At 41.2% G+C, this 16,934-nt stretch carries 18 protein-coding genes; all 18 read right to left on the reverse strand.

All coding sequences use genetic code 11. The features are described from left to right. Positions 1 to 68: 68 nt before the first annotated feature. Positions 69 to 1,214 carry a 1-deoxy-D-xylulose-5-phosphate reductoisomerase gene (gene dxr, locus ACXAFV_RS17720; protein ID WP_475128409.1) on the reverse strand — a complete coding sequence of 382 codons (1,146 nt, stop codon included), beginning with the start codon at positions 1,212 to 1,214 and terminating at the stop codon, positions 69 to 71. A 36-nt stretch (positions 1,215 to 1,250) separates the two neighbouring features. Continuing rightward, positions 1,251 to 2,036, reverse strand: coding sequence for a phosphatidate cytidylyltransferase (locus tag ACXAFV_RS17725; protein WP_475128411.1), 786 nt, complete (start codon positions 2,034 to 2,036; stop codon positions 1,251 to 1,253). Beyond that, a complete protein-coding gene (locus tag ACXAFV_RS17730) occupies positions 2,036 to 2,827 on the reverse strand; it encodes an isoprenyl transferase (protein ID WP_475128412.1) in 792 nt (263 codons plus the stop codon). The genes ACXAFV_RS17725 and ACXAFV_RS17730 overlap by 1 nt, the downstream gene beginning before the upstream one ends. 236 nt (positions 2,828 to 3,063) lie before the next feature. Beyond that, positions 3,064 to 3,621 (reverse strand): ribosome recycling factor, encoded by a 558-nt coding sequence (frr, locus tag ACXAFV_RS17735; protein ID WP_475128414.1) that lies wholly within the window; start codon positions 3,619 to 3,621, stop codon positions 3,064 to 3,066. Further along, positions 3,621 to 4,346: a UMP kinase gene (pyrH, locus tag ACXAFV_RS17740; RefSeq protein ID WP_475128416.1), complete on the reverse strand. Its 726-nt coding sequence runs from the start codon at positions 4,344 to 4,346 to the stop codon at positions 3,621 to 3,623. Before pyrH ends, frr begins: the two co-directional genes overlap by 1 nt. Before the next feature lie 91 nt (positions 4,347 to 4,437). Beyond that, positions 4,438 to 5,319: a translation elongation factor Ts gene (gene tsf, locus ACXAFV_RS17745; protein WP_446246345.1), complete on the reverse strand. Its 882-nt coding sequence runs from the start codon at positions 5,317 to 5,319 to the stop codon at positions 4,438 to 4,440. A 201-nt stretch (positions 5,320 to 5,520) separates the two neighbouring features. Further along, positions 5,521 to 6,228 (reverse strand): 30S ribosomal protein S2, encoded by a 708-nt coding sequence (rpsB, locus tag ACXAFV_RS17750; protein WP_224873962.1) that lies wholly within the window; start codon positions 6,226 to 6,228, stop codon positions 5,521 to 5,523. Positions 6,229 to 6,385: 157 nt separating this feature from the next. Next, positions 6,386 to 6,922, reverse strand: coding sequence for a DUF6115 domain-containing protein (locus tag ACXAFV_RS17755; protein ID WP_475128417.1), 537 nt, complete (start codon positions 6,920 to 6,922; stop codon positions 6,386 to 6,388). Positions 6,923 to 6,962: 40 nt separating this feature from the next. Continuing rightward, positions 6,963 to 7,271, reverse strand: a complete 309-nt coding sequence (locus ACXAFV_RS17760; RefSeq protein WP_475128419.1) for a hypothetical protein — start codon at positions 7,269 to 7,271, stop codon at positions 6,963 to 6,965. A gap of 25 nt (positions 7,272 to 7,296) precedes the next feature. Continuing rightward, positions 7,297 to 8,055, reverse strand: coding sequence for a FliA/WhiG family RNA polymerase sigma factor (locus tag ACXAFV_RS17765; RefSeq protein WP_475128420.1), 759 nt, complete (start codon positions 8,053 to 8,055; stop codon positions 7,297 to 7,299). 38 nt (positions 8,056 to 8,093) lie between these two features. Next, positions 8,094 to 8,591: a chemotaxis protein CheD gene (locus ACXAFV_RS17770; RefSeq protein WP_475128421.1), complete on the reverse strand. Its 498-nt coding sequence runs from the start codon at positions 8,589 to 8,591 to the stop codon at positions 8,094 to 8,096. Continuing rightward, entirely contained in the window at positions 8,588 to 9,220 is a 633-nt protein-coding gene (locus ACXAFV_RS17775; RefSeq protein WP_475128423.1) for a chemotaxis protein CheC, read from the reverse strand. Before ACXAFV_RS17775 ends, ACXAFV_RS17770 begins: the two co-directional genes overlap by 4 nt. Before the next feature lie 10 nt (positions 9,221 to 9,230). After that, entirely contained in the window at positions 9,231 to 9,677 is a 447-nt protein-coding gene (locus tag ACXAFV_RS17780; protein WP_475128424.1) for a chemotaxis protein CheW, read from the reverse strand. 12 nt (positions 9,678 to 9,689) lie between these two features. Then, the gene (locus ACXAFV_RS17785; protein ID WP_475128425.1) at positions 9,690 to 11,732 is read right to left on the reverse strand and encodes a chemotaxis protein CheW; all 2,043 of its coding nucleotides are present in this window, start codon (positions 11,730 to 11,732) and stop codon (positions 9,690 to 9,692) included. A gap of 15 nt (positions 11,733 to 11,747) precedes the next feature. Beyond that, positions 11,748 to 12,860 carry a protein-glutamate methylesterase/protein-glutamine glutaminase gene (locus tag ACXAFV_RS17790; protein ID WP_475128427.1) on the reverse strand — a complete coding sequence of 371 codons (1,113 nt, stop codon included), beginning with the start codon at positions 12,858 to 12,860 and terminating at the stop codon, positions 11,748 to 11,750. A 4-nt stretch (positions 12,861 to 12,864) separates the two neighbouring features. Beyond that, positions 12,865 to 13,731 carry a MinD/ParA family protein gene (locus ACXAFV_RS17795; protein ID WP_475128428.1) on the reverse strand — a complete coding sequence of 289 codons (867 nt, stop codon included), beginning with the start codon at positions 13,729 to 13,731 and terminating at the stop codon, positions 12,865 to 12,867. Further along, positions 13,712 to 14,881 carry a flagellar biosynthesis protein FlhF gene (flhF, locus tag ACXAFV_RS17800; RefSeq protein WP_475128430.1) on the reverse strand — a complete coding sequence of 390 codons (1,170 nt, stop codon included), beginning with the start codon at positions 14,879 to 14,881 and terminating at the stop codon, positions 13,712 to 13,714. Before flhF ends, ACXAFV_RS17795 begins: the two co-directional genes overlap by 20 nt. After that, positions 14,878 to 16,914: a flagellar biosynthesis protein FlhA gene (gene flhA, locus ACXAFV_RS17805; protein ID WP_475128431.1), complete on the reverse strand. Its 2,037-nt coding sequence runs from the start codon at positions 16,912 to 16,914 to the stop codon at positions 14,878 to 14,880. The genes flhF and flhA overlap by 4 nt, the downstream gene beginning before the upstream one ends. Positions 16,915 to 16,934: the final 20 nt, after the last annotated feature.

Consider the following 16,934-nt stretch of genomic DNA (forward strand, 5'->3'; position numbering starts at 1 on the left):
TTTTACAGTAAAATAGATCTCTTATTAATACTACGTTGATGTACATGCAATCATGCACAAGCCCGTTATTAAATCCATTGGGAAACGGTTAATCTAGTCTTCCTATCGATTTCACGAATGGTCTCAAGATCAGGTTTCTGAATCACTTCATGATCATTCAATGCTCTTTCTATCAACTCTTCTATTCCCAGGAATGGAATTTTATTGTCCAGGAATAACGCAACCGCCGCTTCATTGGCAGCATTTAACACGGTTGTCATGCTGCCCCCTGTGCGGCCTGCTTCATAAGCAAAACCAAGGCACCTGAAGCGTTCAAAATCCATTTTCTCAAAATGCAGCTTACCTATCTCGGCCAAATCCAAGCGATTTCCTCCAGGGCGATCCAAGCGGTCAGGAAACGTCAATGCATATTGGATGGGCACACGCATATCCGGTGTTCCGAGCTGCGCCATTACGGATGTGTCATGAAATTGTATCATTGAATGGATAATACTCTCCCTGTGTTGCAAAACATCGATTTTATCATAAGGGATATCGAATAACCAATGTGCCTCTATCACTTCAAGCCCTTTATTCATCATTGATGCTGAATCAATTGTAATCTTCGCACCCATCGACCAATTTGGGTGATTAAGCGCTTCTTTGACAGTCACACCGACCAGATCATGTCTTTTGCGGTCTCTGAAGCTTCCCCCTGAAGCAGTTATGATCAGTTTTTCTATGTTCTTTTCCTGTTCACCTTGAAGTGCTTGAAAAATGGCAGAATGCTCGCTGTCGACAGGTAAAAGAGCTACACCCTTTTTCCTGGCTGCCTCCATTACAATGTGACCTGCAGTCACGAGCGTTTCTTTGTTGGCGATCGCTATTGTTTTTCCTGCTTCGATTGCCTGCAGTGTCGGGTAAAGTCCAACACTTCCAAGCACTGCGTTCACCAGGATATCTGCATCTTGATGGCAGGCTACTTGTACTAATCCTTCTTCACCGAAGAGAACCTTCACATTTGAAGGTATCTCCCTTCGAAGCATTTCGGCATCTTCTTCCCTTTGCACAGATACAAGTAATGGATTGAATTCCGAGATCATCTTTCTTGCACTATCTATATTCTTTCCAACTGATAATGCAGTCAGCTTAAACTCTTCAGGGTGCTCTTTGATTACATCGAGGGTTTGAGTTCCTATTGAACCCGTGGCTCCCATTAAACTAATTTTCTTCAAAACTTACACTCCTCCCAAGGGCGCCCTTCCACTTTTTTATAAAAGGAAATAAAGAAGGGGTAAAACAAATAAAAGACTGTCAAATCGATCCAGCATTCCCCCATGGCCCGGTAGTAAATGACCCGAATCCTTCACTTTATAATGACGTTTTAACGCGGATTCAACCAAATCACCCATTTGACCAAATATGGATAAAATAGCCGTCACAACGATAAGCTTAGGAATGGACATTTCCAGGTCGCTGATGAAGGTCATGATCACTCCTACAATGACTGCGCATACTACTCCACCGACAAACCCTTCAACCGTTTTATTGGGGCTGATATGAGGCCAAAGTTTTTTCTTTCCAATGGCTTTCCCGATGAAATAGGCACCTGAATCTGTCGCCCAGATTATGAACAGGGCATAAAATACAAACTGTACGCCCTCTTCCAAACGGATTTCCATAAAGTAAAAGTATCCAATACCGACATACAGTATACTCAATAACGAAAAAGCTACATCGTCAAATGTAAAACGATTCTTCGTAATCACCGTATAAGTTAAAAAAATCAAGACGGCAAAAAACGAAAGCTCAATCTTTGAATATCCGATATAGCTAATGACTCCTATGTAAATATCGGGTATTAAAAACACCCAAAGTATTGCCAAAGATAGTAAACCAGGTATGGAATAGATCTTGTGACCTCTCATCTTCAGCGCTTCATACAGACTCACTGAAGCGATCAAGTACATCAATATGATAAAAGGGGATTTACCATAAAGAATGATAGGTAGAAAAACAGCTGCTGCAACAATTGCAGTAATAATTCGTTGTTTCATTATGATTCCTCACTTTGTATCCCGCCGAATCTTCTTGAACGACCTTGATATGCTTCAATTGCATCAACTAATTGTTGTTTACCGAAATCCGGCCATAAACACTCTGTAAACCAGAATTCAGTATAAGCCAATTGCCATAGCATAAAATTGCTCAATCGGATCTCACCGCTGGTACGGATCAGCAGATCTGGATCTTTCAGTTCTTTCGTCATCAAATAATTTGAAAAAACTTCCTCATTTAATTGTTTTTCATCTAGTATACCATTTTGCACGTCTTTTAAGACATGTTTAATGGAATCGAGTATTTCTGCTCGACTCCCATAATTCAAGGCAAAATTCAAGATAAGCCCGTCGTTTTCTTTCGTCGCATCAATCGCTTTGTTCACTGCCCTCAATGTATGTGGAGGGATTGCTTCCTTCGTCCCCATCATCTTCACCTGAACATTTTCTTCAATCAATTCTGGCAGGAACGTACCCAGGAACTCTTCAGGAAGCTTCATTAGGAATTCGACCTCCATCTTCGGGCGTTTCCAGTTCTCGGTTGAAAATGCATATAATGTCAAAGCTTCTATACCTAACTCATTTGCCAGTTTAGTTATTCTGCGAACACACTTCATCCCTTCATGGTGCCCCGCCACTCTTGGAAGAGCTCTTTTCTGTGCCCAGCGTCCATTGCCATCCATGATGATAGCAATATGAGCTGGAACGGGATGCTTTAATAGTTCCTGGAAGCGTTCATCAACATCTTCATTATTTTGTTGTCGTTTCCATTGTTTAAGCTTGTTTAGCATAAAATTTCCTCCACCAACAATCCAAAAAATATTTACCTTTACTATCATATCAAAAAACAAGGAAGATATCTTCTAGAAAATCCTTTATGCTTTATTCTGGACTAGTGCTATATGGTTAAGTATTATGAAAGATCGATTTTCATAGAAAAAAGGAAGATATGTAAATTGAAAAAGGGCTGTCCCATAAGGAATATGAGTTCACTTATAGGACAGCCCCTTAAATTTTTATGGTCGTATTAAACTTCTAAGATTTCTTTCTCTTTATCCTTTGAAATACTATCAATTTTCGCAATGCTCTCGTCTGTAGCTTTTTGCACATCGTCAGAGAATCCACGAAGATCATCTTCCGTGATCTCTCCATTTTTCTCTTTCTTCTTTAAATCGTCATTAGCATCACGACGGATGTTTCTAATTGCAACTTTAGCATCTTCCGCTTCTTTCTTCACTAGTTTAACCAGATCTTTACGACGCTCTTCTGTCAATGCAGGGATAACGATGCGAAGGATATTACCGTCACTTGTCGGCGTAATTCCCAAGTCTGACTTTAGAATCGCTTTTTCGATATCACCTAAAGCGGATTTGTCATACGGTTGGATGACAAGCATTCTTGCTTCTGGTATAGAAATACCAGCCAGTTGATTAACCGGTGTTGGAGCACCGTAGTAATCCACTGTGATCTTATCAAGTAAAGATGCGTTGGCTCTACCCGCACGGATACTCGCCAATTCACGAGAAAATGTTTGAATGGCTTTCGTCATTCTTTCGTTGGCATTTGCAATAATCGTATTTGGCATTATGCTTTCCCCCTAACTATTGTACCGATATTTTCACCTGTAATAGCTCTTTTGATATTTCCATCTTCCATTATTGAGAATACAATAAGAGGAATATCATTGTCCATACATAGTGATGAGGCAGTGGAATCCATCACAGCTAAACCTTCCTTAAGAACGTCAAGGTAAGACAATTCTTCGTACTTAACTGCTGTCTCATCCTTTTTAGGATCCGCAGAATAAACCCCGTCGACATTGTTTTTCGCCATCAGGATCACTTCAGCCTCAATTTCAGCCGCACGCAGGGCTGCAGTAGTATCAGTAGAGAAGTACGGGTTACCCGTACCTGCAGCAAAGATCACAACACGCTTTTTCTCTAAATGACGAATCGCTCTTCTTCTGATATAAGGTTCTGCAACTTGGCGCATATCAATTGAAGTCTGAACTCTTGTTTCAATCCCGATTTGTTCAAGGCTGTCCTGCAGTGCAAGGGAATTCATGACGGTCGCAAGCATCCCCATATAGTCTGCTGATGCACGATCCATTCCCATTTCACTACCTATTTTACCACGCCAGATGTTACCTCCGCCAACAACAACGGCTACTTCCACGCCAAGCTCGGCGATTTCTTTCACTTCTTCTGCCACGTTTTTAATAACTGAAGGGTTGATTCCGAAGCCGTCATTTCCTGCCAAAGCTTCTCCACTCAGTTTAAGAACGACACGTTTGTATTTAGGAACGCTCATGGGAACCTCCATATGTAGTAGAATTTTTCTTGAAAAATAGGGAACACACTAGGTGTTCCCTACTAAAAATGTTATGACTTTCTTAATACGATTACTTCTTAACTTGGCTCATTACTTCTTCAGCGAAGTTATCTTGACGCTTTTCAAGACCTTCTCCTACTTCGTAACGGATGAAGTCAGTCAAAGTAGCTTTGTTAGACTCAAGATATTGACGTACCTTTTGATCTGGATTCTTAACGAACGCTTGATCAAGGATACAAACATCTTCAAAATACTTCCCTAGGCGGCCTTCGACCATTTTTTCAACGATATTTTCAGGCTTGCCTTCGTTAAGTGCTTGTTGTTTAAGGACTTCACGCTCACGCTCTACTTCTTCTGCAGATACTTGGTCACGTGAAACATATTTAGGGTTTAATGCAGCTGCGTGCATTGCAACGTCTTTTGCTACATTTGCATCCGTTGTACCTTCAACAACAGAAAGAACAGCGATGCGGCCGCCCATGTGCAGGTACTCACCAAATGCTGCATTATCGCCTTTTGTGCGGATTTCGAAACGGCGCAAAGTGATTTTTTCACCAATTTTTGCAATTGCAGTGTTAATGAACTCAGTAACTGTAGAACCGTTTTTCATCTTTTGATCCATCGCTTCTTCTACTGAAGCTGGTTTTTCAGCTAATAAATGCTCTGCAAGTTCGCTGACTAAGTTTTGGAAGTTTTCGTTCTTTGCAACGAAGTCAGTTTCCGCGTTCACTTCAAGGATGATTGCAGTGTTACCTTCACTTGTGATGAATGTAGTACCTTCAGCAGCGATTCGGTCAGCTTTTTTAGCTGCTTTCGCGATCCCTTTTTCACGAAGGAAATCAATTGCTTTGTCCATATCTCCGTCAGTTTCTGTTAACGCTTTTTTACAGTCCATCATTCCAGCGCCAGTTTTTTCACGAAGTTCTTTAACCATTTGTGCAGTAATTGCCATAGTGGGTTTCCTCCTTAGTTTAACTATGTAGACTTTATTCATCTCTGCTAGTCAGTATAAACGATATGACGCATGTTCATTCCATAGCCTTTGAAGATGATTTGTCAAAGACCGATATCCATGGTATAGAGGACATCGAATCGGCATACTCTTTAAAAAAAGGTGATAAGGGTAAGTCCCTCTTATCACCTTCTCTTTAAATTACTCAGCTGCTACAGCTGCTTCTTCACCTTGCTTAGCTTCTAAAATAGCATCTGCCATTTTACCTGTAAGAAGCTTAACCGCACGGATCGCATCGTCATTCGCAGGAATGACAACATCGATTTCATCCGGATCACAGTTCGTATCAACAATACCCACGATAGGGATATTTAATTTGCGAGCTTCTGCTACAGCAATACGCTCTTTACGAGGGTCAATGATGAATAATGCATCAGGCAGTGTGTTCATATCTTTGATTCCGCCTAGGAATTTAACCAAGCGTTCATGTTCTTTCTTAAGTTGAACTACTTCTTTCTTAGGAAGTACTTCAAAAGTTCCGTCTTCTTCCATCTTTTCGATTTCTTTAAGACGTGCAATACGCTTTTGGATTGTTTCGAAGTTAGTAAGTGTTCCACCTAACCAGCGTTGGTTGATGTAATACATACCCGCACGTTCTGCTTCTTCTTTAACAGATTCTTGTGCTTGCTTCTTAGTACCTACGAAAAGAACTTTACCGCCGTTACCAGCTAATTCTTTCACGAAGTTATAAGCTTCTTCTACCTTCTTAACAGTCTTTTGAAGGTCGATGATGTAGATGCCGTTACGCTCTGTGAAGATGTATCTCTTCATTTTTGGGTTCCAACGGCGAGTTTGGTGTCCGAAATGTACACCAGCTTCTAGTAATTGTTTCATAGAAATTACTGACATGTGTGTTTCCTCCTAATGGTTTTAATTTTTCTCCTCCGTTTCTGTCATCTTGCAGCAGAAACTATCCTGTTGAATAGCACCATCCACTCAATCGAGAAACGTGTGTAATCACACCATGAATACTATAGCATACCTCTTTTGCCCAAGCAAGAACTTCTTAAGATTTTTGATTAAATTTTAATAGAAGTTCAATTTCTGTTTTTCCTTTTCCTAGTCTTTTTGCAATTTCTTCAATAGAGAGCCCTTTTTGCTGTAAAGTGATAACTTGAGTGACCAATGATCCCTCCCAGGGATCACTGCTGTTATCAGGAACTAGCGGGGACCAGCCTCCATCATCATTCCTTTCGATTGATGCAGATGGCTTCTTATACGCTTTGGCAGCGTTAAGTCGCTTATTGGAAAGTGAGGCCGGTTCTTCCTTTTGAGTGGAATCCGTCGGCTGTGTGTAAACATTTGAATCTTTATTTTGGAATGAAGATTCTCCTTTACTTTGATGAAGGCTTTTAAAGAATGCTTCATTTTCTTCTTTCATTTCAATTAGGTAAGTTGAAATCGTCTCTTCCATCTCCTGAAGCATCTTCCCTTGCCTCTTCTCAAGATCGATGAATCTGTTCTGCCTTGTATAAAGGATTATGATGGCAAACAGGGATACGATGTTGAGCAGAAACGATACAAAGAATAAAAACGTGGTCATAGTATCACCTGTTCTTTGAAGTATTGCTGCATTTATGTAGTTAACCTGAGCAGTCAATCTTTTTCCCTTTATAAGGGTGGGGGTGGACCTTTTTTTCTACTGAACTTGAATCTCTTTGCTGTTTGTGTTCATCCGGGTCGCAGTTCCGATCATTGTCCCTCTGAAGACCGGCTTTTCCTTTTTGATCAATTTCCGTTGCGGTATGCCTTTTCTTGTGAAGTTCTTTTTCCATTTCAATTCCAGCGGCGCTCTGAGAGACATGATTGTGCACATTATTATGTTCCATCTGTTTTGCTGCTTCAAATGTCCTTGGAAGTGCGATTTGCATTTCAATCGCCTTTAAACTCATATCTCATACCTCATTCCAGAAAAGCTTAAGAGCTGAGCAGGTTACGTAATTTAAATATGGCTTTAGAATGTATTTGTGATATTCTGGACGTGGAAAGTTTCATGATTTCCCCGATTTCTGTAAGGGTCAATTCTTCTTTATAGAACAAACTTAACACAAGCTGTTCTTTTTCTGAAAGCTTCCTGATCGTTTCTTCCAATTCAATCAGATTCTCACCCTTCACCACTTCCTCTTCCGGAGAAATCGTCTTATCATCCTTCAAGGAGTAGGTCCCAGTATCATGGTCTTCATCCGTAAGCTGATCATCCATCGATAGGACATTTGCAAAGAAATGTTCATTTGTAGTTTGATAAACATCCTCTGCTGTCATCTCCAATTCCAGGGCTACTTCCTCAGCTGTGACGTGTCGAAGATGCCTCTGTTCAAGCTCAACCATCTTCGCTTCAATTCTTTTTGCTTTATCCCTGGTGGATCTAGGGAGCCAATCTTCTTTCCTTAAGCCATCAAGAATGGCCCCTCTTACCCGAAAAGAAGCATACGTATCAAATTTTAAATCTCTGGAAGGATCAAATTTTTGAAGGGCGTCGAGTAATCCCATCAACCCAAGACTTTTAATATCTTCTCTCGAGACGTTCTTCGGCAGTCCGACTGAAATTCGAGCAGCATGATATGATACCAAGGGCATATATTTCTTCACTAAAAGGTCACCCGCTTGTGTATCACGGTTCGATATCCATTTATCCCAATAGATTTGTTCTTCGGTTCTAGCGGGTTGCTGAGACATAAGACTCCTCCTCCTTCTTAAATCTTTATCCGTTGATCTTATAACCTTTTTGTTCCCTCATTCACGGTACGGACCTGAAGCGCACTATCTGAAACAAAAAATTCAATTGTTCTTCCTTTGTTGCCTCCAACATCCTCCCCAATGACCGGAATATTGTTTTTTTGCAATACTTCTCTCACAGCATCTACATTCCGGGGGCCTATTCTCATCAATTCACTCTTTGATGAGAGTTGAAACATTTGGGCTCCACCGGCCATTTTACATTTCAATCTTGGCAAAGCCGCTCCCATGTCCCTCAACCTGCGTATTAACTCTTCCACCCCTGAATCAGCATATTTGGCTGCATTCAGCGCTGTTCCTTTAGCAATCGTAGAACTTGGAAGCATCACATGCACCATGCCGGCTATTTTCATGTAATCGTCAAATAAAACGACACCCACACAAGAACCCAGTCCCGAAGTTCGAATTGACCCATTTTCTCTCACCGTATTCATATCAGCGATACCAACTTTTACGACAGACTGAAATTCGATCATCCTTGAACACCCAGGGATTGAAAGATGATGTCCAGGGAATCAGGATCAGGCAGGAGGAAGAAATGTCCATTCACACTTCCTGAATCTGCTTCCTCTTCTTTAATAGCAGTATCAATTACGATTGCATAATCACTAACCTGTGAGATTTCAATTAATCCGAAACCAATGATTGCCCCTGCCATATCAATTGACAACGAAGGTACAGACGGCGATAGATTGAGATTTGTAAAATCCGCTAAAGAAGACAAGTAAGAGCCAGAAAGAATATTCCCTAATTCCTGCATTGCTGATAGACCTAATTCGGATGGAGCCGAAGCTTGAAAAGAGAAGTTTTCGTCATGGGTCATGGATTTGATAAATGCAGAGGCTTGTTCAAGAGAAAGTATAAAAAACATGCTGCCCGGCGCATCTCCTTCAATCCGCAGAAAGACACTGACTACCACATTGTCAGCTCCCCCTGCCATTTCCATTATTTGATCAAAAGAAACGATCTTCACACGGGGAACTTTCATATCTATTTGTTTATCTAACAAAATCGAAAGGGCGGTCGCTGCGTGACCAGCCCCGATATTACCAATTTCTTTTAGAATATCAAGATGCATAGAGTTTATTTTTTGTTCATATCCCATAAGTTTTCCCCTACAATGTCTGAAGGATTTTGTCTAAATGAAGTAAGATAAGTAATCTTCTGTCTTTCTTCACTACTCCGCCTATATACTCAGCTTTCACAACCCCGACTACTTCAGGAGGAGGTTCAATGGCGTCTTTGGAAACATCCAGCACATCATTAGCCGCATCCACAATCAAACCGACTTCTTTATCCTGGAGTCCTGCGATGATGACCCTGGTACTATCCGAAGTTTCTGCAGGCGTTAATCCAAACTTGGATCTTAAATCGATGATCGGAGTCACTACACCCCGCAAGTTAATGACACCTTTCACATAGGCTGGGGTTTTAGGTACTCTGGTTATATACTGCAGTTTCTCAATTGACCGCACTTGATTGACAGGAATGGCATATTCTTTATCCATTAATTGAAACACGATCAGCTTAAGGTCTTCTGTTACTACTGTCATCTCACTCATTACCTCTACCTCCTATTTAATTAATGCATTACAATCAACGATCAACGCTACCTGTCCGTCACCAAGTATGGTGGCACCGGAAATGGCAAATACATCTGTCAGATAATTCCCTAATGATTTTAAGACAATTTCCTGCTGGCCGATAAAGGAATCGACAACCAGCCCGGCCATCTTTTCCCCTTTTCGTACAATTACTGTGGAATAGAATTCTTCGTCTTCAGTTTTGTCTTTTGGAACCTCAAAAACATCTTCAAGAAATACCAGCGGCACTACTTTCCCACGGAAATCAATTACTCTCTGATTATGCGCATTCATGATTTCTTCTTTTTTGACAATGGCTGTTTCAATAATTGATGATAAAGGTATTGCATATTTTTCCTTCTCGATTTCTACGAGCATCACCGAAATGATAGAGAGCGTTAATGGCAGCTGAATGGAGAAGAGTGATCTTTGCCCTTCCTTGGAATCAATGGTTATCGATCCTCCGAGCGATTCTATCGTTGCTTTCACTACATCCAGTCCGACTCCCCTTCCGGAAATATCGGAAATTTGTTCTGCCGTAGAGAAACCGGAAGCTAAAATCAATTCATAGATTTGACGATCTGTCAGCGTGTGCGCGGTTTCTTCACTGACAATCCCTTTTTGAACCGCTTTCTCCAGAACTCGTTGTGTGTTAATGCCAGCCCCGTCATCCTCAAGTTCAATGAATACGTGATTTCCGCTATGGTAAGCTTTAAGTTTGACTGTTCCTTCTTCAGGCTTACCGTTTTCCATGCGGATTTCCGGCTTTTCAATCCCATGGTCGATCGCATTACGGATCAAGTGCACCAATGGATCGCCAATTTCATCTATCACCGTACGATCCAATTCTGTTTCAGCTCCGACAATTTCAATATTGATCTTTTTATCTAAGTCTCTGGCAAGCTGCCGCACCATTCGTGGAAAACGATTAAATACGGTTTCTACCGGAACCATCCTCATATTCAGAATAATATTTTGTAAATCACCCGAAATGCGCGTCATTCTTTCTACCGTTTCGTTTAATTCAGGATTATCGAGATCCTTCGATATCTGTTCCAGCCTGCCTCGGTCTATAACCAGCTCTTCGAATAGATTCATCAAGATATCCAACCGTTCGATATTCACGCGAATCGTTTTACTAGAGGTGGTGGATTTTGGAGTATCTTTGGAAGAATCTTTCACAGGCATCGATTCTTTTACAGAAGTCGTCTCTGTCTTATTTACGGGCTTTTGTTCTTCTTTTGTATGTACTATATGGCTTTGCAGATTTTCAGGTGTTACTTCAGTTACTTCTACTTTTTCAACCTCTGAAACCTTCATTATTTTCTTTTCGAGGTCAAGGGAGCTTTCATTCGTTACGATTGTCACTGTAAAAGTTTGATCGAACTGTTCTTCTTCAAGTTTATCTACTGTAGGTTTTGACTTTATTACTTCCCCGATTTTCTCCATAACTTCAAAGACCATAAATACTCTCGCTGCTTTTAGTAGGCAATCTTCTCTTAACGACACAGCAAGTTCATAACAATGCATTCCCATTTCATAAGATTGTTCAATTACCGTCTGTTCGTATGCTTCATACTCTATTGAGGACTTTTCTTCTACCTTTGCAGACGCCGTTTCTTTAAGTGCCAGATCTTCGGAAGCAGATATTTTTTCCCCATTTTCAATTGCTTGCAGCATCGTCGTGACTTCTCTTACATCTTTTTTACCGTCCCCTCCATTTGAGATGGAAAGGACCATTTCCTCTAGATCATCCACAGATTTAAATACAACATCCAGAATTTCAGGGGAAACAAGGATTTTTTCATTTCTGATCCCATCAAGGACATTCTCCATTTTATGGGTAAGGGTTGCCAGATCTTCGTAACCCATCGTTGCAGACATTCCTTTTAATGTATGAGCTGCACGAAATATTTCATTTACGATCGATAGATTCTGAGGATTTTTTTCAAGTTCAAGCAGTTGTTCGTTACAGGTTTGCAAATTTTCTTTACTTTCTTCTATAAAGACTTCTAAATATTGACTCATTTCCATGTGCTCCACACCTCTCTACACCATGTACTTCTTTATTGATTGAGCAATTTCCTCGACATTCACAACTTCATCTGCAAGATTTGCTGCTATTACCGACTTAGGCATTCCATATACGATGCATGTTTCATGTGACTCTGCGATCGTCTTTACACCGCCGGACATCTTAAGCTTTTTTAACCCCTGTGTACCGTCTGAACCCATTCCTGTCATAATGACAGCAATTTTATTGCAATCACCGACTGTTACAGCTGATTCTAAAAGGACATCAACGGACGGGCGGTGTCCATTACGGGGTGGTTCTTCTTTGTTCAATTCGACCTTAAGCTTTGTTTCTGATTGAAGTATTTTCATATGAAACCCTCCGGGTGCTATATATGCAACACCATTTTGAAGCTGCTCCCCATGCTCTGCCTCTTTTACCCTGATACTTGACAGCGAGTCTAAACGATCAGCCAATGACTTAGTAAAACCTGGGGGCATATGCTGGACGATAAGCACCGGTGCATCAATAGTTGAAGGTAAGTCAGTCAACACCTGCTGCAATGCCCGTGGTCCACCTGTAGAGGTTCCTATAAGGATGATCCGTGTTTTGTGGTCATGGATATCAGAAGCAGTACTTCTTTTTGATACGAACTCCTCTTTCTCCATCACAGTTTCTTTATTTTTAAGAATGTTTGTTTTGTTTTGAAGAGAACCTGATGAAGTCCGATTGTTCAGTAGTTTAGTGACTGACACTTGACTGGCCGCCAGCACCTTTTGAACGATTTCGTCCTTAATTTTATGTAAGTCAAGTGAGATTGTACCTGATGGCTTTGCGATGAAGTCAACAGCACCAAGCTGTATCGCTTTGAATGTCTCCTCCGCTCCTATTTTTGTGGTAGAGGAGAGCATGACGACCGGGATTGGGCATTCATCCATTATTTTCTTTAATGCTTCAATACCGTTCATTTTGGGCATTTCGACATCCAGTGTGATAACATCAGGTGAAAGTTTTTTTATTTTCGCTATCGCATCTTCCCCATTACGGGCAATCCCCACCACTTCCAACTGTTCTGAGGTGGATAGAAAATCACTGATCAGCTTCCTCATAAATGCAGAATCATCCACAACCAGTACTTTTTTCTTCATCAAATTACCTCCTGAAAAATAAATTTTTAATATTTTTCAAGAACGATGGTTTCTCGTTTTGAATGTACATTTTGTCAGCTTCCGAAAGAAAATTGTCTGCAAGAGAATGTAAGCTGATAGAGATAGGTGCACGCGGAAAACTTTTGATCAGGGGCGTCTGCTGGCTTACTGCTTTTCTCACAGCAGGGTCTTCCGGCAAAACTCCCAATGAGATAATCTCTTTACTCAAAAACTTCCTGACAGTTTCCTGCAGCCTTGAGATGGTCAATACACCTTCCTGCTTGTTCTCTGCCCGATTACAGACAAGGTAAAATTCTTTTTCGGCATCCCTCAGATGAATATATTTCATCATTGAATACGCATCGGTAATTGAAGTCGGTTCGGGGGTCGTCACGACCAATATTTGTTCCATCGTCAATAGGAAATTGAGAGTTTCTTTAGTAGCGCCTGCTCCCATATCAAAAATAATATAGTCATACTTTAGGACCAGATGACCCATTGCTTCAAAAAAGCGTTCTTTCTGCTCTTTCTTCCACTCTACTATACTCTTAAGCCCATTCCCTCCACTAATATAGGAAATCCCATGAACATTTTCACATATTACATCATGTATCTCTAGATCTTTTTCCTCAATGTAGTTCATAATCGAATACCTGTGATGACTGCCCATCAGTATATGAATATTCCCCATACCGATATCCATATCAAATAAAAGAACCTTCTTATCCGCCTCCCCCAGCAATATTGAAAGATTGGTGGATATGTTAGATTTCCCCACTCCCCCTTTTCCACTTACAATCCCTATTGTTTTAGCAGGAGTGGATGAATTGTGTAGCATTTTTTGTCTTAAATTATAGGCTTGATCTTTCATAATTGAACCCTTTCAGAAGCAACTCACCAATTTCCTCAGCGTTTACTTCAGTTATATCTTCCGGAACATCCTGTCCAGTTGTTATATAGGCAATTCCGGTATTTGATTCAGTGATGATATTCACCATCGATCCATAGCTTGATGTTTCATCCAGCTTCGTGAAGATAAAGCGGTCGATATCAATGGAAGAAAACTGTTTAATGATTTCTTTCATATCACTTTCTTTACTTGTCAGGGATAACACAAGAAACGTTTCCATATCGCGCTTGAAGTCAATGACCGTCTCAAGATCCTCTACATACTTCTTTTCCCTGAAATTCCTTCCAGCCGTATCAATGAATACATGATCGAAATCCCTGAATTTTCCAATGGCTTTTTTGTAGTCATCAAGCTTATATACTACTTCTACCGGCACATTAAGCAGGCCGGCATATGTTTTTAATTGTTCGATGGCTGCTATTCTGTAAGTATCCGTGGTGATGAACCCGATTTTCATTCTCTTTTCAATCACTGCTTCTGCAGCCATTTTTGCAAGAGTGGTCGTTTTTCCGACCCCAGTCGGCCCGATTACATTGATATATTTCTTCTTATAACTTATACCGCTCATCGGAATATCACTAACTGTTCTCCTGATGAATTGTTTTGCATCCGAAAGTAATGACTCTCCCATCACTTGGGGGGTTTCTTTATCTGACTTCAATCCACCTTCCAGGTAATCACCTGCTTGCAATAACAAGGATTCATTAACGCCCTGCATTTGTAAATGGATCAATATTTCACGGATGGATGAGTCATATCTTTCGAATTGATTGTTTGATTTAAAAGAAGCAATCATTTGTTTTAGTTCTTTCAACTCTTGGTGTACTGAGCTTTCATCGATCGTTTGCTTTTCACTGGATTCTTCTTTTTTTATCGGGATTGACTTAGACATATCGGGCTGTGAACGCAGCCTTTTCATTTCTGCTTTTTCTTTTTCGATACCAGGGTCGACAGCTGCAATGACCTCGACCATTTTTTTCTTGAACAAACCAAAAACTCCGCCAGAATGGGTTACTTTTGAATTCAGAATTACCGCGTCTTCCCCAAGGTCGTTCCTAACCTTTTTCATGGCATCATTCATAGTAGGTGCCACGTATTTTATTACCTTCATTCCACATTCACCACCCCTACACTTTGTACTTCTACATTTGCTTCTAATTCGTTATATGACAGGATCGGCACTTGCGGGAAATACCTTTCTGTTAATTGTCTCACGTACATTCTAACAGCAGGAGAACATAAGATGATCGGTGATTCTTCCATCAATGATAATTGCTCGATCTGTGAAGCGACGGATTCAAGTATCCGTTGTGAATCATTGGGATCCATTGATAAATAATTTCCGTGTTCTGTCTGCTGGATGGAGTCTGCAATCATTTTTTCAGCCTTCCCGGACATGGTAACCACTTTGAGAGACCCGTTTTCCTGGACGTATTGATTTGTGATTTGACGTGCAAGGGCCTGTCTTGCGTACTCTGCAAGCAAATCTGTATCAGAACTCATCTTCGAAAAATCGGCCAATGTCTCAAAAATGATTGGAAGATTGCGAATCGACACATTCTCTTTCAAAAGCTTAGCCAGCACTTTCTGAACTTCCCCGACAGACAATGGATTGGGGGTGACCTCTTCTACCAAGATAGGATAAGACTCCTGTAGATGATCGATTAATTGTTTAGTCTCCTGCCTGCCAAGAAGTTCATGGGCGTTCGTCTTGATCACTTCAGTAATATGCGTAGAAACGACAGATGGGGGATCTACGACTGTATAACCGAATATTTCCGCCTGTTCTTTCATTTCCTCAGATATCCATTTTGCCGGCAGTCCGAATGATGGTTCGATTGTATCAATACCTTCAATTGAATCATCTTCCACTCCGGGGCTCATGGCTAAATAATGATCGAGTAATAATTCACCTCTGGCCATTTCATTTCCTTTGATCTTCAAGCGGTACTCATTTGGCTGGAGCTGTATATTATCCCTTATTCTGACCACGGGAATCACCAATCCCAACTCGATTGCCAACTGCCTTCTGATCATGACAATCCGATCAAGCAAATCCCCTCCCTGATTTGTATCAGCCAGAGGGATCAACCCATAGCCGAATTCAAACTCAATCGGGTCGACATTCAGAAGATTGACAACACTTTCCGGGCTCTTCATTTCATCCGTTTCTACCTCTTCTTCCATGGCAGCAATTTCTGTTTCGCTTTCAGCAGGGGTGCGAGAAAGCATATATCCTCCAATCGCCATTGCGGCGGCAATCGGTATGGTCAAAATATCGTCGATGGGTGTTGCCACTCCAAGCATGAAAATAGTAAACGCGGCAACATAGAGCATAAATGGATATGCTAGAAGCTGTTTCATGATATCCTGTCCAAGGTTGCCTTCTGAAGCGGCCCTTGTAACCACGATACCCGTGGCTGTGGAAATCAATAGGGCTGGAATTTGACTGACGATTCCATCTCCCACTGTCAGTAGGGAATAGCGCGTCGCTGCCTCCCCGATCGGAAGTCCCTGCTGGGTCATCCCGATAATGATGCCGAAGATCAAGTTGATCATGACGATGACAATACCTGCAATCGCATCGCCTTTTACAAATTTGGAAGCACCATCCATAGCACCATAAAAGTCTGCTTCCCTGCTGATTTTTTCTCTTCGGTGTCGGGCATCGTGTTCCGATATCATTCCCGCATTCAAATCGGCATCGATACTCATTTGCTTCCCCGGCATTGCATCGAGGGTAAACCTTGCCGCTACTTCCGAGACACGTTCAGATCCTTTCGTAATAACAATGAACTGTATGACGATCAGGATCACAAAGACGACGAGCCCCACTAAGACATTTCCGCCGACCACGAATGTTCCAAATGTTTCCACAACGCCCCCTGCTTCTCCTTTACTGAGAATCGATCTCGTTGTGGAAACATTTAGACCTAAGCGAAAAAGCGTTAGCAGCAGTAATAAAGACGGAAAAATAGAAAATTGAAGCGGTTCATTCATATTCATGGAGGTTAGGAGCACTAAAAGAGCAAGTGAAATATTAATGATGATCAGCACACTCAGCATCCATGACGGGAAAGGAATGATAAGCATGGCTACAATTAATATGACACTGGCTAATACTGATAAATCTCTAGCTGACATACTATTACTCTCCTAACATT

The organism is Rossellomorea sp. ABR4_012, assembly GCF_056159545.1.

Coding starts and splice junctions, on each gene's coding strand:
- ACXAFV_RS17725 (WP_475128411.1), bottom strand. CDS start 2,036: ATGAAACAACGAATTATTACTGCAATTGTTGCAGCAGCTGTTTTTCTA.
- ACXAFV_RS17730 (WP_475128412.1), bottom strand. CDS start 2,827: ATGCTAAACAAGCTTAAACAATGGAAACGACAACAAAATAATGAAGAT.
- frr (WP_475128414.1), bottom strand. CDS start 3,621: ATGCCAAATACGATTATTGCAAATGCCAACGAAAGAATGACGAAAGCC.
- pyrH (WP_475128416.1), bottom strand. CDS start 4,346: ATGAGCGTTCCTAAATACAAACGTGTCGTTCTTAAACTGAGTGGAGAA.
- tsf (WP_446246345.1), bottom strand. CDS start 5,319: ATGGCAATTACTGCACAAATGGTTAAAGAACTTCGTGAAAAAACTGGC.
- rpsB (WP_224873962.1), bottom strand. CDS start 6,228: ATGTCAGTAATTTCTATGAAACAATTACTAGAAGCTGGTGTACATTTC.
- ACXAFV_RS17755 (WP_475128417.1), bottom strand. CDS start 6,922: ATGACCACGTTTTTATTCTTTGTATCGTTTCTGCTCAACATCGTATCC.
- ACXAFV_RS17760 (WP_475128419.1), bottom strand. CDS start 7,271: ATGAGTTTAAAGGCGATTGAAATGCAAATCGCACTTCCAAGGACATTT.
- ACXAFV_RS17765 (WP_475128420.1), bottom strand. CDS start 8,055: ATGTCTCAGCAACCCGCTAGAACCGAAGAACAAATCTATTGGGATAAA.
- ACXAFV_RS17770 (WP_475128421.1), bottom strand. CDS start 8,591: ATGATCGAATTTCAGTCTGTCGTAAAAGTTGGTATCGCTGATATGAAT.
- ACXAFV_RS17775 (WP_475128423.1), bottom strand. CDS start 9,220: ATGGGATATGAACAAAAAATAAACTCTATGCATCTTGATATTCTAAAA.
- ACXAFV_RS17780 (WP_475128424.1), bottom strand. CDS start 9,677: ATGAGTGAGATGACAGTAGTAACAGAAGACCTTAAGCTGATCGTGTTT.
- ACXAFV_RS17785 (WP_475128425.1), bottom strand. CDS start 11,732: ATGGAAATGAGTCAATATTTAGAAGTCTTTATAGAAGAAAGTAAAGAA.
- ACXAFV_RS17790 (WP_475128427.1), bottom strand. CDS start 12,860: ATGAAGAAAAAAGTACTGGTTGTGGATGATTCTGCATTTATGAGGAAG.
- ACXAFV_RS17795 (WP_475128428.1), bottom strand. CDS start 13,731: ATGAAAGATCAAGCCTATAATTTAAGACAAAAAATGCTACACAATTCA.
- flhF (WP_475128430.1), bottom strand. CDS start 14,881: ATGAAGGTAATAAAATACGTGGCACCTACTATGAATGATGCCATGAAA.
- flhA (WP_475128431.1), bottom strand. CDS start 16,914: ATGTCAGCTAGAGATTTATCAGTATTAGCCAGTGTCATATTAATTGTA.